This is a genomic window from Paenibacillus sp. BC26 (genome assembly GCF_900116125.1).
Taxonomy (GTDB): Bacteria; Bacillota; Bacilli; order Paenibacillales; family Paenibacillaceae; genus Paenibacillus_Z; species Paenibacillus_Z lignilyticus.
This window is the reverse complement of record NZ_FPAD01000002.1, coordinates 519,613-545,485: the sequence shown is the minus strand read 5'-3', so window position 1 is coordinate 545,485 and position 25,873 is coordinate 519,613. Positions and strand designations below refer to the sequence as shown.

Here is a 25,873-nt window from a genome sequence, read left to right as displayed (position 1 = left end):
AATAAAAGGAGTGGAGAGATCTTATGAAAAAAATGCTTTGGGTTGTTCTAATCATGTCTTGTGGGGCCACTTATATTTCTTCGTTATTCCCTTTGTACGGGGAGCACTATAAGCTCAGCAGTCTGGAAATTACGATTTTGTTCGCCGTCTATGCGGCAGTTCTGCTGCCAACCTTGCTAGTTGTAGGCGCGAGGGGGAACGCTTGGGGATTGAAACGAGTCCTTCGTTACAGTATTTGGATTTCGATCGCCTCTACGCTGCTGTTTATTATTAGCTCTAACAGTTGGATGCTGTATGCGGCAAGAATCTTGGAAGGGATCGCGTATGGTGCTTTTACAGGTACAGCCAGCGCGTTTCTTATGAAACAAACGGCTAAAGAGAAAGTGGGGACGGCACTCAAGTTGTCCGGGGTCGTGGTGAATATCGGTTTTGGTCTTGGTCCGGCCATTTCCGGATTAATCGTGCAATATCTGGATGTTCAGCCGCTTCGTATGCCGTTTTGGATACTGCTTATCATGTTGTTCAGTTCCTTAATTGTGCTGGAGTTCATGCCGAAACACGAGGACTTAGAGGCGAAGAAGCAAGCTAAGGCTAAAATATCGCTTGGCGTTCCCGACAATATTAGTGCTCATTTCTGGTCCTTTATCGGACTTCCGATCTTTACCGTCTTTACATTAGGGAGCGTCGTGTTCTCCCTAATCCCATCCTTCGTTAAACATGTTCTTCACACGAACAACTTGTCTATTTCCGGATTGTTAATCCTATTGCTGCTGGGCGGAGGCGCTCTGATGCAATTCTTCCCTTGGCCGCGTAATCCGGTTACACGAATGCGATTGGCAATCCTATCTCTTGCCGTTGGATCGTGGTTGATCGTGTTCTCCGGTCAGGCAGAGAGCTTGTTCTTACTTTGGGCCGGCATCTTCATCCAAGGGATCGGTGCCGGATGGACGTTTCAGGTTGCTTTACGATTTGCCGGTCAATTGCCGAAGCCGGAAGAACGTCCGCGCGTGGTTTCTGCCTTCTATCTATGCGCGTATTTCGGATTTATCGTTCCGCCCGTTGCTGTCGGCATACTGACTCAATTTTTCAATCTGAACGTCTCCTTGGTCATCTTCAATCTGGCCGCTGCACTAATCGTCATTTATGTGCTCATTTATTCGGTCACTTTTAGTCGTTATTACACGAAGCTCACTTCACGATAAGGGAGCAGCGACCAGCCGGCTCATTGTAATAACCGCAGCGCATCTGATTAATAATAACGGCGTGAATGGCGCGCAGCCGGAAGGCTGCAATGTCTTCAATAAAACAGCCATCAACAGATGCGCTTAGGCGGAGGAATAGGAATGGTAAGAAGGCATGCAAAAGTGGTCGGCTTGTTGGCTTTGTCGTTGATGATGACGGTGTTTCTTTCGGCGTTCACAGCTTACGATAGTCGAAGTGATATGGCTGTGGTTTCAGCTATGCAGCATCTGGCTGACCCTGAAATGGACATCAAGAAATTCTCCGATCAGGAGCTTATTAAGAAGGTTCCCGGATTCAAAAACTGATACAAAAAGGTCAATGGCGTCACGCTTCATTATGTTGAAGGCGGTAAAGGTAAACCGCTGTTCCTTCTCCCGGGCTGGCCTCAGAACTGGTATGCCTATCACAAAATTATGCCGGAGCTGGTGAAGAAGTATCATGTTTACGTCGTTGAGTATCGTGGAATGGGCAGCTCCGATAAACCGCCGACCGGCTACGATAAGAAGACGTTGTCGTCCGATATTCATGCGCTCGTCAAAGAGCTTGGTTATGACAAGGTTCACATGGCAGGACATGATATCGGGGCACAGGTCGCATATGCATATGCAGCTCAATTCCCAGAGGCTACGACAAAACTAGTGATGATGGATGTTCCGCATCCCTTCGAAGGATTTCTGAGCATTCCGCTCTTACCGCCGCCGGGAGTATATGTGATGAGCGATAAAGAACGTCCTATTTATCCGTGGTGGTTTTCATTAAATTCCGTGCCGGACTTGCCGGAGAAGCTGCTGCAAGGCAAACAGATGAGTATTTTTCAAGATTGGCTCTTCTATTACTTGGCATTTGGCGGCAAACCGCCAATGACGCAAGAGACCAAAGATATCTACTATTCGGCCTACTCAAGTCCTGATGCGATCCGTGCAAGTAACGGGTGGTACAACACATTCAGACAAGATATCGATGATCTGAAAACCTATAAGAAGCTGTCCGTACCTGCACTTGGTATTGCCGGCTGGGATTCCACTGCCCATACGCTTGAAGAGTTTCTGAAGCAAAATGCAACTGACATGAAAATGGTCAAAATAAATAAAGCGGGACACTGGATCTCAGAGCAGAGCCCGCAAGAAACCGTGAAGCTGTTGACGGAGTTTTTCGGAACGTAACAACAACTGCAGCTAAGGGAGAGGAACTCGAATGGATTGGAGAGAAATTACGACGCTTGAAGAATGGAACGACATGCTTGCGAGGTCATCGGAGCGGGAACAAGTGATTTTGAAACATAGCACTACATGCCCGGTCAGCGCGAACGCGCTTCAGGAATATGAGAACTACTTGAAGGGCAGTCCGAACCAAGCGGCGGACTACACGCTTGTCAAAGTGATTGAATCCCGTCCGGTTTCCAATCGGATTGCAGAGGATTTGAATGTGAAACATGAATCCCCGCAAGTGATTGTCATTAAAGATAAGGCCAAGTATTGGACAGCCTCGCACTGGGCGGTTACGAAAGCTCATATCACGGCGGTACTGGACTGATGTGAAGGTGCTTCATTAAAGGCGAAACAAGAGCCGTAAATAATTACGGCTCTTGTTTGCGAGCGAACCTGTTGCACTTTGGCTCTGCTCCAAAGCGCTAACGAATCGCAGAGGTCTTATTTTACATGAAAACACCACTTTTCAATTCTAACGAATCGTACAGGTCTTATTTTGTCACTTTGGGCTATTTTTGCGGCAATTGAAGTGAAATAAGACCTCCTGGATTCGTTAGAATTTCAGGATGGTGGAATTGGGCCAAATAAGATCTCTAGGATTCGTTAGAATTAGGATGAAAGAAAAAACCGCCTCTACTTGGCCAAGAAGGCCGGATAGGGGCGGTTTTTCATTTATCCTCGTGCGCACGCTGCGGCGGATTATAGATTCGCTTTGCCTGCGTACACGTTAACGTGATCGATGTGAGCGACTTTGCCTTTAACCACCTTGCTAGGACCGACGAATTTCAATTCGTATTTCGTTGAAGGGTGGTAGACGTAGATTTTGTCCGTGCCGGTGAAGCGAACTTCTTTAGGCATACCAAGCGTTTTGATAACGGACTCGAATGTCAGTGACTTGATGCCAACGGTTTGATCGACAGACTGACCGAAATTACGCAGATCGTAGATGACGCCGGATTTGTTGACTCCGAATCCGTAGGCGCCTTTTCCCATGCCGAAATTGTACATTTCGTAATGGTTGCCTTTCAAGTCGCCGCCAACTTCCGGATCGCCCCATTTGTAGTGGACGGCGGAGATTGGCGTTTTGCCTGCGATCGCGTTCAGGCCGGGAATTTTCCCTTCTTTTGCAAGAGCGTAGATCGTCTTGATATAAGTGCTGCCTTGCTGCGCTTTAATGCTGCTGGTATCCGGTTTTGCCGCCGCTGCATGTACATCCGAATGGGCGATTGCCGCCATGGAGCCTACTGCGATCAATCCGGCTAGCGCTAATTTACTTCCTATTTTCAACGATGAGTTCGTTTTTGTATTCTTCTTCAACATGATGTATACACCTCTTCTTATTATTGTAGACTAGGACGGTTAAGAACAACTTGGCTTGGCTTGGCTTAGCTTGGCTTGGCTTGCCGTGCCTTACAACTACATATTAACGAGCCCGGCATCGAAATGAATGACAGAAAGGTAACGAAAAAGTAACAACAAAGTTACGATTATCGATTCCGGTTCATCTTGTCGTTTATGGGAAAACTGAACATACGGAAGGGAGCGTATTGAAATGACCACTATGTACGACAAAACAACGACAGGACTGCTTCTGGTGGATCCTTATAATGATTTCTTGGCACCGGAGGGGAAGATTTACCCGCGAACGAAAGAAGTAAGCGAATCCGTTAACTTGCTCGACCATCTCAGGGAAATTGTTGCTGCGGTTCGAAAGGCCGGTATCCGGGTGTTTTTCGTGCCTCATCATAGAGCGGAACCCGATGATTACGAAACTTGGAATCATCCGACTCCTTATCAGCTCGGGGCTAAAGCCAGACAGTCCTTTGCGAAAGGTTCTTGGGGCGGGGAATTTCACGCGGATTTTCAACCTCAGCAAGGCGATGTCATAATCAAGGAGCATTGGGGCAGCAGTGGGTTTGCGAACACCGATCTCGATCATCAACTCAAGATGCATGGTTTACAAAAAGTCATCTTAATCGGTATGATAGCCAATACGTGCATTGAATCGACCGGACGCTTCGGCATGGAGCTTGGCTACCATGTAACGCTTGTGAAAGATGCTACATCGGCTTTCAGCAAAGAAGCGATGCATGCGGCGCATGAGATTAACGGCCCTACGTTTGCTCATGCCATTCTAACAACGGAAGAGCTGCTTGCTGCATTATAAGAAGCGCGCACGGAAAGCTAAAGATTAGGAAGGGATCAGCATGAATGACAAAATCGTAATGCCGGTCTGGACGTTCGGCTTGTTCATCGTAGTGATGAATACGACGATGTTTAACGTATCCATCCCGAGTATCATTCAAGATATAGGCGTGTCGGCGGTGCTTGGATCGTGGATCGTTTCAAGCTACTCGATCGGATATGCTTTATCGACGGTGATTTACAGCAGACTCTCGGACGTGCTGCCCATTCGAAGATTGGTGGCAGTCGGTCTCCTGATTCTAGGGCTTTCCTCTATAATCGGGATTCTGGCGACGAACTTCGAAACGCTGCTGCTCGCTCGCATCGCACAGTCGGCCGGCGCCGGGGCGATGGCCGGACTCGGACTCGTTCTTGCCAGCCGGTATATTCCGTACGAAAGGCGCGGCAGAACGATATCCATGATATCGGCGGGCTCGGCGATGGCCTTCGGTCTTGGGCCGATCGTCGGCGGGCTGATCAGCGAGTACATAGGTTGGAACGGGCTGTTCGCCGTCACTTGTATCGTGCTTATTCTGCTTCCGATTCTGCTGAGGCTGCTCCCGAAAGAACAACCAAAGCCGTTTCGGTTTGATTTGATCGGCGCCATTCTAACGGTCGTGAATGCAGCGGCACTCTTGATTGCCGTTACGCAGCGCTCGGTTATCTGGCTGATTGCCGGCTTGTTATCGATCGCCGCTCACGCCTGGCATCTCAAACGCGGCAAAGAAACGTTCATTAATCCGCGGCTCTTATCGAAACCTGAGTATTTGAAACTGCTTGTTGTCGGTTTCAGCATCTTAGTCATGAATCTCGGGAACCTGTTCCTGATGCCCTTGGCCCTCGCCAATCTATTTCACAAATCACCGTTGGTGATTGGCCTCATAATTGCACCGGGAGCGGTGTTATCAGCCTTTCTAACGCGCTTCTTCGGACGTTGGATTGATCAATACGGCAATGTGCGGTTTCTGATTCTGGGGCATGGTCTGCTGGCGGCAGTCATGATACTGTTTAAAGAAGAGCTCGGTGCATCACCGTTAATTATCTTGATCGGATATCTGTTCTTCTCACCTGCGGCATCCGCTACTTTGGCATCGTTAAACAATGAAACATCACGTATATTGCCGGCCGAGCTGATCGGTTCAGGTATGGGACTTATGCAGCTCATCCAGTTTTTTGGCGGCTCGTTATCTGTTGCGGTATGCGGGATGCTGCTTGAATTTCATAAGAAATATTCATTGATGCACGCTTATGAATATGTGTACGGCGTTTTAATTGCCGTGAGCATTGGCTCTTTATGTATGCTGCTCTGGTATTCGCTGTCCGGCAAGCGCCAAGCCCAAGCTTCCGGCGGGCTTCGTTAGCTAGTCGGCTATCCATAACCGAACTTGTTTCTCTACCATCGGTGATTTCTCAGATGGCGTTGTCATTACGCCAATCCTATTATTCTAGAAACCGGAAGCGGCGGACAAAGGTTACATTAAACCTTTATCCGCCGCTATTTTTGTATGGAATTATGTAGAGGAAGGATTCTGATGTAATCGGAACAGCAGAGAAAGCTGCTTCGCGAGATAAAGCGGCGTATAGGGCATGTCATTACGAAGCCAGCAGACGATCGTGCCGATGAATGCGGACGAGCCATACCAGATGGCGATGTCGTTAGGGACGTTCACAGCCGGAGCGGTCGAGGAAGCGATTCGGCTCTCTGCTCGTTTGGAGATGATTTCAACCATCAGCTTCATCAGGCGATCGGTAAAAACAGATACTCGTTTGGATGCAAGAAGCACCGTATAAAATTTCGAGTTCTCCGCGATATGCTCCAGAATCCGGAGCAGAATCGTCCAATCTACCTCGACTTGAGGTTTCTCCGGTACTGCTCTTAAGATCGTATGAATTTCATTAATCATGTCATCCGCCATCTTATCCATCAAATCCGGGATATCCCGGTAATGAAGATAGAAGGTGACGCGACTGATCGTAGAGCGTGCTGCAATACCATTTACGGTTATTTTCTCCAAGTCATGCTCCTGCAGCAGATCGATGAATGCATCTCGAATCAATTGACGCGTTCGCAGGACGCGAGGATCGGTCCGTGGTGTTTTAACCGTCACAAGTTCACTCCCTTGTTCTTCCAACTTGTCCGCGACAATTATGCCCGCATCGTAAAAGATGTTTCGTTTGGACGACATAATTGGCGGATACGTAAACTAATTAACATTTCTCGAAAAGCTGTTGCTTGTGATCGAGAAGTACGGTGACTATAATCTTACATTAGGTACATTATACAACACTGTGTAAATTAGTTCGGAAAAGAATTTGAAGGGGTTGAGCAATATGAGTACTTCCGGCCTTGAAGTCAGCAGTATTAAGAAAGGTCCTCTGATGTTTGTTATGATTCTGGGGGCGTTCATCGCCGTCTTGAATCAGACGATAATGAGCGTTGCGCTGCCGGAGCTGATGGTCGACTTTGACATTGAGGCATCCACTGCGCAATGGCTGACAACGGGATACATGCTGGTAAACGGTGTTCTGATTCCGATTACCGCTTATCTCATGCAGCGGTTTACGACACGCGAACTGTTCCAGACCGCAATGATTATTTTTCTCGGGGGTACGATTGTTTCGGCAGTGGCACCTAATTTTGATGTTTTATTGACCGGCCGTCTAATCCAAGCTGCCGGTGCCGGTATCATCATGCCGCTGCTCATGACGGTAATTCTAACTGTATTCCCTCCTGACAAGCGAGGAGCAGCAATGGGCATGGTCGGCTTCGCCATTATTTTCGCACCTGCAATCGGGCCTGCTTTGGCGGGTTATGTAATGGAGCATTTCTCTTGGCGCACGATGTTTTATGGCATGATTCCAATTGCCGCTATCGTTATCGGAGTCGCGTTTGTCTTCTTGAAAAATGTAGCTGAACGACAATTTCCTAAAATTGATCTGTGGAGTGTCCTTCTCTCGACAATCGGATTCGGTGCCGTTCTTTATGGCTTCAGCAGCGCCGGAAGTAAGGGCTGGTCAAGCGCGGAAGTGATCCTCTCGATCATTGTCGGCGTAATCGCCTTGATCCTGTTCACGTGGAAACAGTTGGTATCCAAAGTACCGCTTCTGGAGCTTCGAACATTCAAGTATAGTATGTTCTCCCTGACGACCATTATTAATATTGCGGTCACGATGGTGATGTATGCGGATATGATGCTGCTGCCTCTGTATCTGCAAAATGCACGTGGCTACACAGCGCTGGAGTCCGGTTTGCTGATGTTGCCCGGTGCGCTTCTGATGGGCATTATGATGCCGATCACAGGTAAACTATTCGATAAATTTGGAGCGAAGTGGTTATCCATTATCGGGATGGCTATTACGATCGCAACGACAATAGGCTTCGTGAATCTAACGGATTCCACCAGCTATACCTATCTGGTTCTGATGTCCACAGGCAGACGTTTCGGTATGGCGATGTTCCTCATGCCAATTACGACAGCAGGTTTGAATCAGTTGCCTGCCAGACTTAATGCGCATGGTACTGCTATCTCCAATACAATCAAGCAAGTAGCCGGTGCAATCGGTACCTCCTTGCTGGTTACCGTAATGACGACCAGAACGAAGACGCATTTTCAGGATATGATGGCTGCCGGCGGAGATGCTACACAGGAGCATATGATCATGGAGTCGACGATTCAAGGTATTAATGATGCCTATCTAGTTATTATTGGGATTGGCGTTATCGGACTCTTGTTATCTTTCTTCATTAAACGTACAGGGCAGGCTGTCGAAGAGAAGGCAGCAACAGGAATTATCTTAGAACCTAAACCGGTTACTGTATCGAATAGATAACAAAGGAGAACTCGACCATGAAACTTCAAAATCAAGTAGCCGTTGTCACCGGAGCAGCATCGGGTATGGGCAAAGCAATCGCCGAATTGTACGCAAAGGAAGGCGCTAAGGTGATTGTTGCCGACCTGAATTTCGAAGGTGCGGAGCAAGTTGCCCAAGAGATCGTCAATAATGGCGGGACAGCCAAAGCCATTCGAGTTAACGTTGCGGTGCGGGAAGACATCGAAGGGATGATCGATGCTGCCGTCAGCGAGTTCGGCACATTGGATATTCTGGTTAACAATGCGGGTATCATGGATGGATTCGAGCCTGTTGCGGACATACTGGATGAGAAGTGGGATCGCGTATTCGATATCAATACGAAAAGCGTCATGAGAGCCATGCGCAAAGCAATTCCGATCTTCTTGGAGAAGGGGAAAGGCGTCATCGTCAATACCGCTTCGACCGGCGGCTATAATGGCGGACACGCAGGGGCGATCTATACCGCTTCCAAGCATGCGGTCGTAGGTTTGACTAAGAATACAGGCTTTATGTACGCCAAACAAGGAATTCGCTGCAACGCGATCGCACCGGGAGCGGTTATTACGAACATCGCAGCTTCGATGAAGAACATCAACGAGTTCGGCCTCAGCTGCTCGCAAGCGGTGCAAGGTTTGATTCCGCGCGCAGGTTCGGCTGAAGAAATTGCCAAGGTCGCGTTGTTCCTGGCTTCCGATGACTCCAGTTTCTTGAACGGAACGGTCGTTACTGCGGATGCCGGATGGACTTCTGCATTCTAATCGAACTTTTCAAATGATAGAGTAAGGCTAGCGATAAGAAGCAGTTTCCTCAAAAAAAAGAGGAGGCTGCTTCTTTTTTGGCTTATACTATAAGGACAATAGCCACTTTATAGAACGGTAGGTGATTGTGATGAACAGGACCATTGTTCTCGCTGCGAAGCTCTATGAACATCAATCCGAAACCAGACTGATGTTCTATTGCTGCATTCCGGAAGTAAAAGAAGGCTATATGGCGCTGAACGTGGGGCAAGGCAGGGCGGATTACGGATTTTGGAGCGGGCTGCGTAAGGTCGTTGGCATCCTGCATCGCACCTACCGAAGCTGCGGCATGCAGCTTGCCGTTTCCAAGTCCGCACTATCGTTGCACGGCTTAGCGGATAAAGATCAGGTTTCCGGACTGCTGAACGAATTTGCTTCCTATGCCCAAATAACTTGCGATCCCTATACAGAGCGGCTTGATTTGCTCAATGACATTAGCATTGTCGATCAGATACAGCCGGGCGTACTTAAGGGATATCCGCTTGAGGTGATCACTGCGGCGCAGTTGAATCCTCCCGTAATTGTGAAGGAGAAGGCCAAAAAGTACGACTACTACAATGAACTTGCGATGCCCGATGAAGGTGTCGTGCTGGACTTTGAGACCACTTCTCCTATCGTGGAATATGCCAAGATTATTGAAATCAGCGCATTGAAGTTTAGAAATGGCCAAGTCATCGACCGGTATCAAACACTGGTGAACCCCAAGTCGAAGCTTCCCAAGCAAATTAGGGAGCTCACAGGCATTACAGCTGAAGACGTAGCCGATAAGCCGACATCGTTTCAAGCCGTGAAACAATTGAATAAATTCCTTGCGGGCACTCCGGTGTTGGTCGGTCATAATGTGCAATATGATTATCGCGTGTTAAAGGCGATGTGTGACAGAGCGAATATTCGAGTCTGGACAGGCAAGCTGCTCTGTACAATCAAGCAGGCAAGGCAGCTTAAGCTTCCTATCGAGAGCTATGATTTATCCACCCTCTGCGAATTATATGGCATTCAGAACGAACGACCTCATCGCGCATGGGCCGATACGAAAGCAACCTTTGAGCTCATGAAGTGCATTTATCAATCCCACCTCGTGTAGTGAGTGAGCAACAGATGGCTTGGAAACCTCGATGCCGAGAATTAAGGCGTTGAGGTTTTTTTGTTTGCGATGAGCATAAGAAAATGTTAACAAAGTATATTTATTGTTGGGTATGTGCGTGTTAAAGTATTGATAGTCGGTTGTAAAGTATTAATTAGTATACTTAAATAACCGGCGGATGAAAGGAGGTTATTAATACGCGGTTTTGATTCTGATTCTATTTTTGGAAGTGTTTACTCCACGGATGTGAGGCGACTATTCGAAAAGGGAAGAGGGAGAAAAGATGGCTCTATCGATAAGGATGGCTTTCGGATCGAAAATGCTAAAGGCAATGCTGTTTGCAATAGTTGTGGGCTGCTGCTTCTTTGTATGGAACGCGAAGGCTAACGCAGCGGACTATTACGTGGATTGCTCTGCCGGAACGAATGGAACAGGCACACAGGTATCGCCATACAACAGCTTTAACTCGATTAACAGCATCGGTACGATGAGTGCCGGCGACCGTATTTTGCTCAAGAGCGGCGTCACTTGCAATCAGCAAATGACGGTGACCGGGCAAGGAAACTCGACAAACTATATTACAATCGATTCGTACGGCGGCACCGCTAAAGCGAAAATCATCCGCAATGGCAATCAAGCCGATCGCGGCATTAAGCTGACCAATCCAAGCTATTGGAAAATCAACAATCTGGAGGTAGGCAGCGCCGGAACGGGCATTCTGGTTACCTTCTCGACAGCGGGGCATAATGATTTGTCCTTCACGAATTTATATTTCCATGATATCTACGGCATTCATCAAGGATCAGGCAGCGGCAATGATTCTACCGGGGACGCCATCTGGAACTCGGCAGGAATTGAGTTCACCTCCAAAACCTTCAACGCCTCCAACCCCGCAAGCACCTACATCGTTGATAACGTTACTTTCGATACGATAGAAGGCACGCGAAATCTCGATACGATTTCGATCGATTGGTACAATTCCGGCTATATGAATGCAACCGGCCATAAAGCAGCGGAGCATGTATTTATGAACAATCTCAATATGCACGGCGATAATGCGGGCGGAGGCACCGGTTGCGACGACGGGATGAGGCTGACATCCGTCCGGTATTTGACCATGATTAACTCGAAGCTCGACGGTGAAGGAGGCTGTCACTCGGATACGGGTACGGCTGCGATCTATATTGCTTTCGTAAGCGACTCGTACATTCTGAACAGTATGTTCACGAACGTGCCGAACACGTCCTCACCGGATATGGTGGCCTTCGATTATGAGTGCTGCACGGACAATCTGCAAATCAATAATAACTATATTGCCGGTAACGCAGGCGCCGGTATTTCGTATTTGGCGATTCATCCGGGGCTCGGTTTGGAGACAAACAGCGTGGCCGGCGGCAATGTCTTCATTAACAACGGCAGCGGCTCTTTCCGCCGTGCGGGCAACTCGGATACGCCGAGCGGCACGATCCGCGACAATCTGTATTCGGAGCCCAATAATTTCTTGTACCAGGACGGCGCCAATTACAGCGGATTTACGCTGACCAACAACCTTCAAATTACGAACAGCAGCAACATCTATCATGCGGCTAAGCAGTTTAGCTCCACGCAAGGAAGCAGCAATTGGTCGTATAAAGCCTATAACGGCTCTTCGTGGAGCAACCTCGGGTACTATGATACGACGGGAAACATTTGGCAGGCATCCTCTGTATCGAATGTGCCGCAGGTTTCCCAATTCGAAATGCATCCTGACACCGGAGTTGGAAAAATCGTTGCCCGCGCATGGACGGCGCCAACAAGCGGAACGGTAAGTATTCGCGGCCGCGTGCTGAAATCCGTCATTGCCGGCGGAGATGGCGTCGTTGCCCGCATTACGAAGAACGGGACACGGATTTGGCCGGCAGGCGGCGATCAAAGCGTCGCTTACAATGATCGCTTCGGCTATGAAAGCAACCTGGACGGCGTAACGGTCGCCGCGGGAGATGAGATTCGCTTCGAAATTACGAGCGGCGCCGCGGGCAGCAACCAGTACGATAATGTAAGCTGGTCGCCGGCAGTCGCATACACGGCTTCGAGTATTGCGGCGCAGTGGGATTTTGCGACGGCAGGCAGCACGGAAGGCTGGAATAATACGAATCAAATCAGCAGCAGCGTATCCGGCGGCATTTGGACGATCACTTCAAGCGGCGGAGATCCGTATTCCGTCGGTCCGAATAACCTTGGCATCGCGTCTTCTTACCGGTACCTCAAGATCCGATTGAAGAACAACACGAGCGATACCGGCGCGAAGCTCTTCTTCATCACGAACGCCGATTCGACCTGGAATGAAGCCAAGTCCAAGACGTTCACGACTGCAGCGAATATGGGCAGCTACACCGAGTACACAATCGACATGGGAACCGTTGCCGGCTGGAGCGGGACGATAAAATCCTTGCGCTTCGATCCTTTCTCAACCGCAGGCACGATGAACGTCGATTATATATGGCTGACGAATACACCTTAGAGCTTATAGGCGGAGAGTGGCTTGGCAGGGGAATGCAGAATGAGTGTAAAGTGAATTAGGCGAGGTAAGAAAAGCTGTAATGAGCGGTAAGCGAACTAGGCTAGGCAAGCAAACGCAGTAATGAGTGGTAAAGCGAACTAGGCGAGGCTAATGAAGGTGGCTGGGCAGGAGAAGTGGATCCTGCTCGGTCACTTTTTTATGTTGTTTGGGCTGTGTAGAAGGAAGCACGTTGTAGTACTCAGTCGCCGCTGTAGGTGGATAGACAAGTAGCTTGCCTGGGGATCTACATTGGCCACAATGTGGATAAAGAAAGGTAACAGTTACCCTAGATTAGCTAGAAATGGCGACAGCGAGTGAAAGAGAGGTAACAGTTACCGTAGTTGGGCTTGAAAAGTTAGTTAAGAGCAAAAGAGAGGTACCTGTTACCTCTCGTGCTAGCCGGTGGCTCCCGCCGCCCGCCGCGCCAATCCGCCCTTGCTGCACTCGCGGCTCCAGCTGCGCCGTCGCGCCAATCCACCCCAGCTGCATCCGCAGCTCATGCCGCACCAAGCCGCGCCAAGCCCACCCCAGCTGCATCCGCAACTCAAGCCGCGCCAGTCGTGCTCGCCCACCTTGCGTCCCCCCTACTTAAAAGGCGTGTCCATCAACTTTTGGTTGGTTTTTTGATAAAGTATACTATATAATCAAGTTATAGATTTATAAGTATAATGTACTGTCCGCGCATCGGGTAGGAACCGGCAGAAGGGGTGTATGATGATGAGAGAGACAATGCCGCTTTACAAGTTTATTGTGGAAGACATTAAAGAGAAGATCGGCAGCGGTCAACTGAAGGACGGAGATGCGATACCGACGCAGATCGAGCTGGCGAAGCTGTACGAGACGAGCGAGATTACGTCGCGCCGCGCGCTCAGCGAGCTCGTGAACGAAGGACTCGTCGTCCGCATTCGCGGCAAAGGGACGTTCATTCAGCTGCGAGACCCGCACAATACCGATCCTTCGGAGGGCGGCAAAATCGCGCTCGAACAGATCGTGTTAATCCATCCGTCCGCCTCGCCGCATCTGTTCAACCATCCGTTTTATGCCAACTTTATAAGCGGCATTCATGCAGCGTGCGAGGAGCACGACATTCGTTTCCAGCTGCTCGACGTAAGCGAAAGCGATGGAATCGAGTCGAATCCGTTGGTCGGAGCCATCGTGCTGCCGGGCGCACCCGGCGCGCAAAATATAATGATCTCCCAGCTGAAAGCGTGGAAAGAAGCCGACCTTCGCATGGTGCTGGCTCACTTTTATTTTCCGCAGCTGCAAATTCCATATGTCATCGTCGACAATCTGACAGGCGGCTACTTGGCCACTGAGCATCTGATTGCACTCGGCCACAAGCGCATCGGCATCATTGTAACGGGACACTCGCTGATGGATATCAACCAAGAATTCTCGCTGCGCCTGCAAGGCTACAAGCTGGCCCTCTCCCAGCACGGAATTGCCTTCGATGAGTCGCTTGTATCGGTAATGGAAGCCAACGAAGAGCTGGAAGAGATGGGCTACGAAGGTGCCAAGCAGCTGCTTGCGCTTGAGAATAAGCCTACCGCGATTTTTGCCACGAGCGATTACAAGGCTTTCGGCGCTATTCGCGCCGGCAAAGAGCTTGGGCTGCGCATTCCGGATGAGCTCAGCATTGTCGGCTATGACGATGTCATTCAAAGCCGATACACTTCGCCGGCGCTCACGACCGTTAATCAGAATACGGAGCGAATGGGCAAGCGTGCCGTGGAGCTGCTGCTGAAGCCATGGAGCGAGAAGGCGATTGAAGAGTCTTTTGTGAAAGAAGAAATCGTGCCGAAACTGCTGGTTCGCAGCAGCACCGCTCATTACTCCGCAACCTTATAAAAGTATACCTATATGCAACTTAAAACTATTATTGAAACCAAATAATTTACATTGTATACTTAATTCGAAAGCGGCGCCGGACTGCCACTACCCATTTGGATGCCGGACCGGCGCTGCTCCTACACCTCAACCTCAAGTTACCTCACTGACACAGATCACCATGATTGCCTAGCCCTAGCCAACTGCAAAACAAACTCCCGCATCTTTTCCAACAAACACTCACTACCGCTGCCGTACCGCCCGAAAGGAATCACTCAAGCAGAAATCCATCGGCTGCTTGATGTTTTTGGCATGCCATGCTTTTGTAAGCGCTTATATGAACGCAACTGCCAGGTGCTGAAATCACCCAACTAACAGATCAAGAGGAGGCTGCTTGTATGAAAATCGAGCATGTGCGCGTCTTTATTTTGAATGGTGAGAAAGCTCATGCCCAGCAAGTGAAGCAGGGGAGCGTTAACACGGAGGGCTCCTGGTTATCGGAAACGGTAATTGCGAATCCGATGTCCAACTACCCGGAATATTTCGATCGCAGGTCCAGCTGGCTTGGCATGGGAGGCCGCGTGATCGTGCAGATCATTGCCGACAATGGACTCGAGGGGTTTGGCGAGAGCACGGGGGGCATGGCGACGGCGTCTATCATTAACGAGCATATCAGCCGCATTTTGCTGGGGAAGGATCCTTTTCAAATCGAGAAGCTGTGGGACATGATGTTCAAAATCACGCTTCCTTACGGTCGCAAGGGCATTCCGATCATGGCCGTTTCCGCGGTCGATTTGGCGCTGTGGGATCTCATTTCCAAAGCCAGGCAAGAGCCGCTCTATGTCAGCTTAGGCGGCGCGACGAAGGACAAAGTGCAAGCTTATGTCACCGGCAACGAATCGACGAAAATAAAAGACCGCGGCTTCATGGGCCAGAAACTTGCGATGCCGTACGGTCCGTCCTCGGGCTGGGAAGGCATGAAACGCAATGCGGCATTGGTGGCGGAAACCAGGGATATTTTGGGCCCGGATATGGAAATTATGCTGGACTGTTATATGGCGTGGAACGTGGAATATACGATTCGGATGGCCGAGCTGGTCGCGCCATACCGCGTCAAGTGGATCGAAGAGACGCTGCCGCCGGACGATATTGACGGTTACGCGGAGCTAAACCGCAAGGTCATCACTTCCGCTATCGCGACAGGCGAGCACGAATATACGCGTTACGGCTATCAACAGCTTATCCAGGCCCGCGGAGCACAAATTCTGCAGCCGGACATTTGCTGGGTCGGCGGGGTATCGGAAGCGCGCAAAATTTGCACGATGGCATCCGCATGCAACCTCGAAGTGATTCCGCACGCAGGCGGACTGCAGCCTTGGGCGCTGCATTTGATTTTCTCGCAGGTGAACATTCCGTATGCAGAGTTTGCTTATTACCATGGCGCGGATAAAACCAATTATGATGTCGTGTTTGAAGGCGTACAGCTGCCGCAGGACGGATGGTTTAAACTGCCGGAGTGCATCGGTACGGGACTTTCGCTGCGCGAAGGGGCACTTGAAGTGCTGGATGAGTTGACCAGATAGGAGGCATTTCAAGTGAGCGTCTATACGATCAAATGTTTACGAACCGCGACGCACAGCGCGCCGAAGCCGGTTTTTCTATTCATGGAAGGGTTCGGGGAGCAGGTGCACGTGAATTGCTATTTTTGGCTGATTCAAGGTGCAGGCCGGAACATTCTTGTAGACACGGGAATGGGCGGGACGCATCAGCTCAGTTACGGCGGTGAATATGGCGAAGAGTTTCATAGACTCGATCAGAACAGTCATGCCGGGTTCCCGGTCGCCGAGGGGGAAGATACGATATCCTTGCTTGCCAAATGCGACGGGCTGCGGCCGGAGGATATCGATACGGTCATTCTGACGCATTTGCATTATGATCATATCGCCAACATTCCGCTCTTCGTCAACGCCAAGATTTACGTGAATCGCAGAGGCTGGGACTTTGCGGTCGAACGTGGCGTTCCAATCTTCGATACGTTCCCGCACGCCCTTCTTCGATACATGGATAACGAAATGCACGAACAGCTTACGCTCGTCCCGGACGAGGCGGAAATTGTCCCGGGGATACGGGTTATCCAAGTAGGCGGACATACGCGCTGCTCGCAAGCGGTATTGATTCAGATGGAAGACGGCATAGCCGCCATTACCGGCGATGTCGCATTTCTATACGAAAATTTGGAGCGAGAGCATCCGATCGGATTCGGGTTCAGCTCGGAGGAAAGCGTGTATGCGATTCGCCGGTTGAAGCGGGAAGCGGATATTTTGCTGCCTGGCCATGATGCGGCGATCTTGGAACATTATCCGGACGGATGGGTAAGGGGGAAACGAGCTTGAGCGGAAAATTGCAGGGGCAAATTGCAATTGTAACCGGCGGAAGCCGCGGCATAGGCAGGGGAATCTGCGGTGAGCTTGCCGATGCGGGAGCGACGGTTATTGTGAATTACACCAGTCATGAAGCAGCCGCCCAGGAAGTAGTTGCCGAGATCAAGCAGCGCGGAGGGCAAGCAGAAGCAATAGTCGCGGACATTGGGAAGAAGGCAGATATCGATCGCATGGTCAGCGATGTGAAATCGCGATACGGCCGCATCGATATTCTCGTCAACAACGCAGGCATTTGCCCATTTCGCGATTTCTTCGATATCGAGGAAGAGACGTGGAATCGGACGATTGCCGTCAATCTGGCAGGCGCTTTCTTCTGTTCGCAGGCAGCCGGGGCTGTAATGCGGGAGCAAGGGAGCGGGGCAATCGTGCATATCAGCACGGTCACCACGATGAGGGGCGGTCCTGAGCAGGTACACTATGCAGCGAGCAAAGGCGGCATGAATTCGCTGACTTCGTCTATGGCTAATGCCCTAGGCAAATACGGCATCCGAGTCAATGCCATACTATGCGGCGGTGTGGCGACAGACATCAATCTGGAGCAGCGGAAGCAAGCCGGTGCTCAGAGCGATGAATGGGCGTCGCATTTGCCGGCCAGACGCGGGGGAAGACCGAGCGATCTTGGCAAAGCGATTGTCTACCTGACATCGCCGGATGCGGAATGGGTAACCGGTGCATTGCTCGCTGTCGATGGCGGCGCACTAATCATGTAATAGGGGAAAGAGGAGATAGCCATGAAAGCAGTGATGTGGACAGGACCGGAGCAAATGTCGTTCATCGATATGGCTTTACCGGAGCCGAAGGAGCAGGAAGTGGTCATCAAAGTCAGCCATGCCGGCATCTGCGGCTCTGATCTGGAAGGGTATCTCGGTCATAACAGCCTGCGGCATCCGCCGCTGCTGATGGGCCATGAATTCGCCGGTGAAATTATCGGTGCTGCCGCAAGCTTCGCCTTAGGCGAGCGTGTCGTAGTGAATCCGCTGATCCACTGCGGAACATGTCCGCGCTGCGTTCGCGCGCAGTATAACCTTTGCGATCGCAGACAAATTATCGGCATCCACCGGCCGGGCGCTTATGCGGAGCAAATTACGGTGCCGGCGGCGCAAGTAGTGCGTATACAAGACGCGCTTTCTTACCGCCGAGCGGCACTGACCGAGCCGTTAGCATGCTCCTTGCGTGCCACCAGACGTGCGATGGCGATTGTTCCGTTCGGCAATGTAGCCGTTATTGGAGCCGGCGCGATCGGATTGCTTTGCGCGTTTACGGCACGTTTGCTCGGAGCGGGCAAGGTGTTCGTGCTTGATAATAATCCGCTGCGGCTGGAGCTTGTTTCACAAATGGGCTTCGACGGCGCGGTAGACAGCACAAGCGATTCGTCGCTTGCTGCCATGAAGCAGGCTACGAAGGGCAAAGGCATAGATATCGTCATCGATGCGGCAGGGTTTAGCGTGACGCGAAGTCTGGCGAAAGCCATTGTCAACACCGGCGGTACGATCATGAATATCGGGCTTGGCAGCGCAGAATCGCCGCTTCCGATCAACGATATGATCCGCTGCGAGACGAACGTACTCGGCTCGTTCTGTTATACGCCGCAGGATTTCGCCGATGCGCTGGAGCTGCTGACCGACGGGAAAGTGACCGAGGAAGGCTGGACAACAGAAAAACCGCTGGAGGAAGGCCCGAGAAGCTTCCAGCGGCTTGTGAAAGGTGAAATTCAATACGGCAAAATCATTCTCGCTGTCTAGGGGAAGGGGGTCGCAGAGTTTAATCGACTAAGCGATAAGCTCTGCAGCATGCTAGCTGTCTTTCATCTTGGCCAGAAACGCGGAAATCGCATAATGGGCGGCCCCCCGCACAGCGGACCTGTCGCCTTGCTCCGCATAGAGCAGGCGGAATTGCTCCCGGTGATAAGCGAGCGCACGGCTGCCGACCGTGGCCGCGACCGCCTCACGAATCCACGGTTCCGCGCGGCGCATCCGGTTGCCGATGATGACCACATTGGGATTGAATACATTGACGATGTTCGCAATTCCTGTCCCAATCCATTCCCCAATACGATGGAACAAGGCGATGACATGCTTATCGCCTTGTTCGGCTGCGCCGATAAGAGCATCCAGATCTGTATAGCCAAGCGGCTCCGCCTGTTCAAGCAGCGCATTCTCGGATGCGTACAGCTCCCAGCAGCCGCGATTGCCGCAGCGGCATGGCGTGCCATCCGCCATAACGGACAAATGGCCAAGCTCGCCGGAGAAACCGGCCGCCCCTTTATACAGCTCCTTGTTCAAAATAATCCCCGTTCCGATCCCGATGCCGACACTCACATAGATCTGATTGGCAATGCCTCGTCCGGCTCCATATTTCTGCTCGCCCTGTGCCCCCGCATTTGCTTCGTTGTCGATGGTAGCCGGCACGCCGAAGCGTTCTTCGATCATAGCCCGAAGCGGAACTTGCGGCCAGGATAAGTTAGGCGCGAACAAGATGGTGCCCTCGCCATTGACGATGCCGGGCACGCCTATCCCAATACCGACGAGACCATACGGACTGGCAGGCATGGATGTTCTCAGCTCTTCGATGCAATCCATCAGCTTCGGAAGCACGATGGCCGCCTCATGATTATCAATCGTCAGCTCGCGTTCAAGCACGACCGTTCCTTCCAGATCCGTCAAGATGCCGCGGATATAGTTGACTCCGAGATCGATGCCGATCGCGTAGCCTGCACGGGCATGGAACAAGAGCAGAAACGGCTTGCGTCCGCCGCTCGATTCACCCGGGCCAATGTCGAGCACGAGATGGCGGTCGATCAGATCCTGCACGAGGCTCGATACCGTCGCTTTGTTCAGCCCGGTCCGCTCCGATATTTGAGCACGTGAAAGAGGCGCGTGACGAAGCACCGCCTCAAGCACGATTGCCGTATTCATTTTTTTGACTAAAGTCAAATCTCCGGTCTTCTTAATGGCCATAACGTCCCCCGAATCCGCTTTGCGGATGATTTGGGTACGATTTTACCACGCGGAAGATGAAGTTGCACTTTTTTTATTCCTCGTCGTCGTAGACCTCCACGATCCATACATTGGACTCCGCATTGCCGTTCGCCGTATGTCTGCCATCCGTAAACGAAAAGCTCGCATGCGCTTGGTTCTCTAATTTGCGGCCCGGCGGCTCGAGTTTCACTCTGGCTTTGAACGAAACCGTCGCGAATGTGCCTGCGGGAATGGTGCCGATCGGAATACCCGGGAAGCCCGGAGTAGCATCAGGCAGCCGTTCGCCGTTGACCGATACGCTGCCCGGAATAAAGGCGGCTTCCATCGGGAGCGGATCTCTCAATACCACATTGTGCGCCGCATATGGCGTCGGATTCCGAACAACAAGGGAATAGGTGATGCGATCGCCCACAACGACGGAGATGGCGCTCGATGTCTTCTCGATATGCAGGCCGACAACCGTAACGATTGCGCGCGCTTCGAACGGAGCCGTTTCATTCGAGCTGATAAGAGCGGTATTCAAGACTTGCGAACCAATCTGCGCGTCCTGAGGCAGGATGAACCATAGCGCTCCTCGTTGATTCGCCCCCGGCGTCAGTTCATCCAAGTGGAAATCATACCGCGCAGCCGCATCGACCAAATGAATGTTATGCAAGGTGACGTTACCGCTGTTGACGAAGAACAGTTCCATTCGTAGCTTGCCGCCGGGAACCCCGATGGCAGGCAGTCTTTTGGTCAGATCAAGCCGCGGGTCCGGCAGAACGAGCACGGATCTGTCCGCGACGGCAGGAGGCGTTTCGCTTGTAGTCACCGTCACAACGTTGGTGATAATGGTGTTAGCCAGTGTGCCAAGAGGGACGACGTAGTCGGATCGAAGCGTAAGGGAATCGCCGATATCCAAAGTGTCGATCGTTTCATTGATGCCTACAAGCGGGTCATACAGCACCAAATTCGACAAAATCGCATTGGAAGTATTGGTCACCGTCGTTTCGAACGTAATCGTTCCTCCCGGCAGCACCTCCGTTTGCGCCGACGTCTTCTGAACCGCAATCGAATATACCGGCAGCACATCCAGATTCGTCATGGCCTCTTGCGGGGCGGTCTGATCGGAGACGGCCGCAACGGTATTAAATATACTGGTTCCGGCCGGCAATCCGAATGGTACTTGATAGGGGATGTTCAAGACAAACGAATGCTGTGGCTCCAGCAGCGAAATGACTTCGTTCAGATTGAGCAAGGTATCCGTTAACCGAATGCCCGTTAATGCCACGTTGCCTGTATTGGTTACCGTAATCATATAAGTGATGAAATCCCCGGGTTCCGCGGTGTTTGAACTTTCGCGCTTCACCAGATTTAAGGAAGGAGCAGCGGCCACGGTTACGGGGGCGTCGGCGGAAGCAGGCAGCGTCTGATCGGAAGTGACGGTTGCGACGTTGTTAATAATTGTGCCTGCAGGCGTTTGAGGCGGAATCGTGTAGTCGATCGTAATGGTTCGAGTCACGCCTGCAGGAATAATCGGCGCATCGATGAACAAGCCAAGCAGCTCATCCGTAATCTCCACATTCGTTAGATCAACGGCTGAGGTATTAATGATTTCAATGGTGAAAGTAACGATTTCGCCCGGAGCGGCGGAAGCAGGGGTGACCGTCTTCGTAATTGAAATGCTGGCCGGTGTATCCACGCTGATCGATGCGGACGCAGTGACAGGCGTCGGAATCTGATCGGAGGTTACTGAAGCCGTATTCGTAATGATCGTACCTGTAGGAACAGCCGGAACGACGAATTGGACAATGGATGGCACGCTTTGGCCGATTGCAAGCGAAGGAATCACTTCCACGAAGCCAAGTGTCGGGTCGGTAACCGTTACATTCGTCAGCGGCACGTTGCCGGTATTCGTGACCGTGATGGTGTAGTTCACGATGTCGCCGGGCAAAGCAGTCGACTGGTCGGCCGTCTTAGTCAACGTGACCGCAGGAATTCCATTTACAGTGATAGTGGCCGTCGCCGTCAGGGTTTCACCGATTGCATCGACGAATACGGTATTGACGATTACCGTGCCTCCGGGTGTACCAAGCGGAACCGTATAAGGCACGCTCAGCGTATAGGAGCTCTGCGGCGGCAGTTCGGCCAATGTCTCGCTGATCCCAAGGACAGGGTCCGTAATTTGAATATTTGTCACGAGCGCGGTGGAGTCGTTAAACACAATAATCGTATAAAAGACCGTTTCGCCCGGATCCGCAGTTAAGGTGCTCACAAGCTTCTGCACTTTAATATCCCCGGCAGGAATCGGCAGTACTTCTACGCTTGCGCTTGCCGTGCGATCACCGGTCTGTATGCTGCTCGCTGTAGCTGTGTTCGCAATAACAGAGCCGGGAACGGCATCCTCGGGAATGGTGAACGGAATCATACAAGTCTGAACAGCGTTAGGATCAAGCTCCGTAATTACCGTTTGCAGACCAAGAAGCGGATCCGATACCAACACGTTGAAGAGAGAGACATTGCCTGTATTTTCGATCTCAATGGTGTACGTGATGGTTTGGCCCGGCAGCGCCGTCGCGAAATTGACCGATTTCGTAATCGTCATGTCAAAAACATTCTCGGTGGTCACGGAAGCCGATGCTGAGACAGGCGGCGTCTGGTCCGAAGAAACCGTTACGGTATTCACATATACAGTCCCTCCGAGTGAATCGAGCGGTATCGTGAAATCGGCATCGATAGTCCGGGACTCTCCCGGCGAAAGGCTGTCGAACGTATAGTCCAAATTGAAAAATTCATCGACGAGCAGCACGTTCGTTAATACGACCGGGGACGTATTTGTCAGTGTAATCGTGAAGGTAACCGTCTCGCCCGGAAGAGCGGAAGGTTCGCTTACGGTCTTAGTCAGCGAAATGGTCGGCGGAGTTCCGACGGTTACAAAAGCGTCGGCGAACACCGGAGTCGGCGTCTCGGTTGAGGTGGCGTTCGCGATATTATGAATAATCGTTCCCGGCGGCAAGGCCGGAATAACCGAAGGCACGTTGAACACGGCCTGCCCGCCTATCGCGATAAGCGGAATGATCGTATCCACGCCAAGGAGCGGATCTTGGACACGCACCTGCGTCAAGCTGGTGTTGCCGGTATTGGTAACCGTAAATGTATAGGTGAGCGGCGTACCGGCTGGACCGCTGGTCGGCGCGACGGTTTTAGTTAGACTTAGCGATGGCACGGCTGTGATAATAACCATCTTCGTTGCCGTGGTTGGCTCCGTTTGGTCAGAGTCGGCTGTCGCGGTGTTCGTCAGGATGGTTCCTGCAGGTGTACCGGCGGGAACCGTATATTCAATGTCATACATGATCGTGGCGCCGGCAGGGAAGGAGGCGATCGTTTCCGTAAAGGACAGCAGATCGTCCGTAACGGTGACATTCGTCAAATTGGCATTGGAAGTATTCGTCACCGTAATGGTGTAGGTAATAATTTGACCGGGTACGGCTGTACTCGCATCCGCTGTCTTAGCCAGCGACAATCCGTATACCGCTGCGACGACGACTTCTGCCATTGCCGAGATCGCCGGTGTTTGATCCGTTAATACCGTTGCGGTGTTGATAATTTTCGTCCCGGCGGGCGTACCCAGCGGAACCAAAAAAGAGGCGTTAGCGACATATTGCCCACCAACCGGGAGAATAGGCACCGTAACGGAGAAGGACAATACCGGGTCGGTAATAAAAACATCGGTAAGCGGGATGTTGCCCGTATTGGTTACCGTAATGGCGTAGAAGATGGTTTCGCCGGGCGCGATAAGCGTCACGCTTGGTATTTTGGTAATCGTGATGCTTGGGGCTGCGAGGATGGTGACGTCTGTACTTGCTGTTTGTGTGCCAAGCGAGGATACGAGTGTCGCGGTATTGTGAATAATCGTGCCGGCAGGCGTGCCTGCGGGAACGGTGTACATGCCATGAAAGACGACCGTCGTTTGCGGATCCAGCTTCGCGATCGTTTGATTGACATGGAGCAGCGGATCCGTCAGCAGCAGATCGAACAGCGTCGTTGCTTTAGATTCATTGCTGACAGTAAGCGTGTACGTAATCGTCTGGCCGGGTACAGCCGTAGCGGTATCTGCCGACTTGGTTAAGATGACAGACGGTGTTTCCGTAATGAATACAGTCGCCGAATCGGTTAAAGGTTGCGGCAGATTGCTTGCGGTCAGCGTTGCGGTATTGACGAAATTGCTGCCAATCGGCGTGTTCGCGGGAATGACGAAGGGAACGGAGGCCAGTTCGCCGCTTGTCGCCGAAGGAAACGTCAAGTCCAGACCAAGCACGGGGTCGACCAAATGCACATTGAAGAGCGTAGCGCCATTCTGAACAACAAGCGTGAAGGTGTAAGTAACCGTATCTCCGGGTTCTGCCGTCGTTGGTAGAACGGTCTTGATCAGCTCCGCTACAATCGGGCCGACGATATTGATGGTGACAGCGGCGGATTGTATAGGCGTTTGATTGCTCTTCGCCGTTACGATATTCTGATAGCTGCTGTTAGGCGGACCGGCTTTAATAACGGAATTGATCGTGAATTGCACGGACTGCCCGGCCGGCAGCACCATGATCGTTTGATTGAAGTTAAGTTCAGGATCGTCGACGACAATATTCGTTAATGTCCCGGCACCTGTGTTAGTGACCGTAATGACGTACGTAAGCGGTGTACCCGGAGGGCCGCTTACAGAGCTTCCGCCATTGACGGTCTTCGCCAGCTGCAGCCTTGGCGTACAGAATACTTCCGGCAAACAGCCCGTAAAAGGAATGTGATGCTCTTCGATGGAGCCTGTCGTGTTCGTCAGGGAATCGACGACAATCGTGCCGTCGATGTTGCCGAAGCCGGACGCGCTCCAAGCGGCGAATGGGGCAAGCACGGAGCCTTTGATCGACAGATTGAGGTTGAACGCATTTGTCGCCTGAAAGAAATTCCATAGAATAACGGCTCCGTTCGCTGGGGAGGATTGACCGCCATTGATGAAAATCGCATAGCTGCCAAACCCAACATTGTTGCCGGTGATGTTCACAAGTACGGTAGAGCCGGGAGGTGTGATGATATTGATGCCGTTCGCGCTGGACAGCGAAACGCCGGATCCTGCCACGTTATTGCCGTTGATGGTGAATATATTCAGCGTCGGGCTGTTACCGCTTAACACGATTTGGCCGAAGTTAACGAAGGCGGTTCCGTTCGGGCTGAGTGACCCCCATGAGCTCGAGGCGCAGGTCAAATATTGCTGTGCTGCCGCAAAATCAACCGGCGTTCCACGGAAAGGCTGACCGGTAACGCCGTTATTGTTCGTCATCGTGTAGTTGATTATCGTACCGGTAGGACTGATGACGCTATTCCCGCTGAAATTGGTCCCGCCGATAATGTTCATATTGCCGCCAACGATTAAATCGGCACGCGTAGTCGAAGTGGGAAGTGCATTGCCGATTCCATAGCTGTTATAGGTAGCATTGCCGCCAACAGCGACGCGCCCGCCGGAATCGACGAACGATTGGGTGTGGTTGCCCAGAACGAACACGTTAAAATCATTTGCCACGCCTAAATTGCCGCAGGCCATCCACGTTCGCCTCCTGTTTGAAAAATAAACTATGTACAATGTATGCACGCAAGCCGGGATGTATGCCTGTATTTGGATTGGTGGATTTATTAAAAAAACATACTTTGTTTAGTAGACAAACTAAGTTTGATGATGCTAGAATAGCTGTAAGA

19 protein-coding genes are annotated in these 25,873 nt (G+C 51.4%); 15 read left to right on the top strand and 4 right to left on the bottom strand.

Annotated features, from left to right (window positions below):
• The first annotated feature begins 23 nt into the window (after window positions 1–23).
• The 4 genes from BM412_RS18790 (at window position 24) to ytxJ (ending at window position 2,775) form a co-directional block, all read left to right on the top strand.
• Window positions 24–1,202: an MFS transporter gene (locus tag BM412_RS18790; RefSeq protein WP_091221698.1), complete on the top strand. Its 1,179-nt coding sequence runs from the start codon at window positions 24–26 to the stop codon at window positions 1,200–1,202.
• Window positions 1,203–1,343: 141 nt separating this feature from the next.
• Complete coding sequence (locus BM412_RS18785; protein ID WP_091221695.1) at window positions 1,344–1,547, top strand: hypothetical protein; 204 nt, start codon at window positions 1,344–1,346, stop codon at window positions 1,545–1,547.
• Window positions 1,548–1,604: 57 nt separating this feature from the next.
• A complete protein-coding gene (locus tag BM412_RS18780; protein ID WP_091221693.1) occupies window positions 1,605–2,405 on the top strand; it encodes an alpha/beta fold hydrolase in 801 nt (266 codons plus the stop codon).
• Between the two features lie 31 nt (window positions 2,406–2,436).
• Window positions 2,437–2,775, top strand: coding sequence for a bacillithiol system redox-active protein YtxJ (gene ytxJ / locus BM412_RS18775; RefSeq protein ID WP_091221690.1), 339 nt, complete (start codon window positions 2,437–2,439; stop codon window positions 2,773–2,775).
• Between the two features lie 374 nt (window positions 2,776–3,149).
• Here the strand turns inward: ytxJ and BM412_RS18770 are convergent, their stop codons facing one another.
• Entirely contained in the window at window positions 3,150–3,770 is a 621-nt protein-coding gene (locus BM412_RS18770; protein ID WP_091221688.1) for a YjgB family protein, read from the bottom strand.
• A gap of 232 nt (window positions 3,771–4,002) precedes the next feature.
• Between BM412_RS18770 and BM412_RS18765 the strand changes: the two genes are divergently transcribed.
• Both BM412_RS18765 and BM412_RS18760 read left to right on the top strand, forming a co-directional pair.
• On the top strand, window positions 4,003–4,617 hold the full coding sequence (locus tag BM412_RS18765) for a cysteine hydrolase family protein (protein WP_091221685.1): 615 nt from the start codon (window positions 4,003–4,005) through the stop codon (window positions 4,615–4,617).
• A 40-nt stretch (window positions 4,618–4,657) separates the two neighbouring features.
• On the top strand, window positions 4,658–5,995 hold the full coding sequence (locus BM412_RS18760) for an MFS transporter (RefSeq protein ID WP_091221683.1): 1,338 nt from the start codon (window positions 4,658–4,660) through the stop codon (window positions 5,993–5,995).
• A gap of 150 nt (window positions 5,996–6,145) precedes the next feature.
• Here the strand turns inward: BM412_RS18760 and BM412_RS18755 are convergent, their stop codons facing one another.
• Window positions 6,146–6,820, bottom strand: a complete 675-nt coding sequence (locus BM412_RS18755) for a TetR/AcrR family transcriptional regulator (RefSeq protein ID WP_091221680.1) — start codon at window positions 6,818–6,820, stop codon at window positions 6,146–6,148.
• 145 nt (window positions 6,821–6,965) lie between these two features.
• Here BM412_RS18755 and BM412_RS18750 point away from each other — a divergent pair, with 145 nt between their 5' ends.
• The 9 genes from BM412_RS18750 to BM412_RS18705 all read left to right on the top strand — a co-directional run bounded on the left by BM412_RS18750 (window position 6,966) and on the right by BM412_RS18705 (window position 18,916).
• Window positions 6,966–8,465: a DHA2 family efflux MFS transporter permease subunit gene (locus BM412_RS18750; protein ID WP_091221677.1), complete on the top strand. Its 1,500-nt coding sequence runs from the start codon at window positions 6,966–6,968 to the stop codon at window positions 8,463–8,465.
• A 17-nt stretch (window positions 8,466–8,482) separates the two neighbouring features.
• Entirely contained in the window at window positions 8,483–9,244 is a 762-nt protein-coding gene (locus tag BM412_RS18745; RefSeq protein ID WP_091221675.1) for an SDR family oxidoreductase, read from the top strand.
• A 130-nt stretch (window positions 9,245–9,374) separates the two neighbouring features.
• A complete protein-coding gene (locus BM412_RS18740; protein ID WP_091221673.1) occupies window positions 9,375–10,367 on the top strand; it encodes a 3'-5' exonuclease in 993 nt (330 codons plus the stop codon).
• A gap of 301 nt (window positions 10,368–10,668) precedes the next feature.
• Complete coding sequence (locus BM412_RS18735) at window positions 10,669–12,867, top strand: hypothetical protein (protein ID WP_177245920.1); 2,199 nt, start codon at window positions 10,669–10,671, stop codon at window positions 12,865–12,867.
• Between the two features lie 756 nt (window positions 12,868–13,623).
• On the top strand, window positions 13,624–14,754 hold the full coding sequence (locus BM412_RS18725) for a GntR family transcriptional regulator (protein ID WP_256256443.1): 1,131 nt from the start codon (window positions 13,624–13,626) through the stop codon (window positions 14,752–14,754).
• A gap of 377 nt (window positions 14,755–15,131) precedes the next feature.
• Window positions 15,132–16,316, top strand: coding sequence for an enolase C-terminal domain-like protein (locus BM412_RS18720; protein WP_091221664.1), 1,185 nt, complete (start codon window positions 15,132–15,134; stop codon window positions 16,314–16,316).
• A gap of 12 nt (window positions 16,317–16,328) precedes the next feature.
• A complete protein-coding gene (locus tag BM412_RS18715; protein ID WP_091221662.1) occupies window positions 16,329–17,126 on the top strand; it encodes an N-acyl homoserine lactonase family protein in 798 nt (265 codons plus the stop codon).
• Window positions 17,123–17,884 (top strand): SDR family NAD(P)-dependent oxidoreductase, encoded by a 762-nt coding sequence (locus BM412_RS18710; RefSeq protein ID WP_177245919.1) that lies wholly within the window; start codon window positions 17,123–17,125, stop codon window positions 17,882–17,884. The genes BM412_RS18715 and BM412_RS18710 overlap by 4 nt, the downstream gene beginning before the upstream one ends.
• Before the next feature lie 21 nt (window positions 17,885–17,905).
• Window positions 17,906–18,916, top strand: coding sequence for a zinc-dependent alcohol dehydrogenase (locus tag BM412_RS18705; protein ID WP_091221656.1), 1,011 nt, complete (start codon window positions 17,906–17,908; stop codon window positions 18,914–18,916).
• A gap of 51 nt (window positions 18,917–18,967) precedes the next feature.
• Here BM412_RS18705 and BM412_RS18700 read toward each other — a convergent pair whose 3' ends face one another.
• The gene (locus BM412_RS18700; RefSeq protein WP_091221654.1) at window positions 18,968–20,131 is read right to left on the bottom strand and encodes an ROK family transcriptional regulator; all 1,164 of its coding nucleotides are present in this window, start codon (window positions 20,129–20,131) and stop codon (window positions 18,968–18,970) included.
• Window positions 20,132–20,204: 73 nt separating this feature from the next.
• The gene (locus tag BM412_RS18695; RefSeq protein WP_091221651.1) at window positions 20,205–25,721 is read right to left on the bottom strand and encodes a DUF7507 domain-containing protein; all 5,517 of its coding nucleotides are present in this window, start codon (window positions 25,719–25,721) and stop codon (window positions 20,205–20,207) included.
• Window positions 25,722–25,873: the final 152 nt, after the last annotated feature.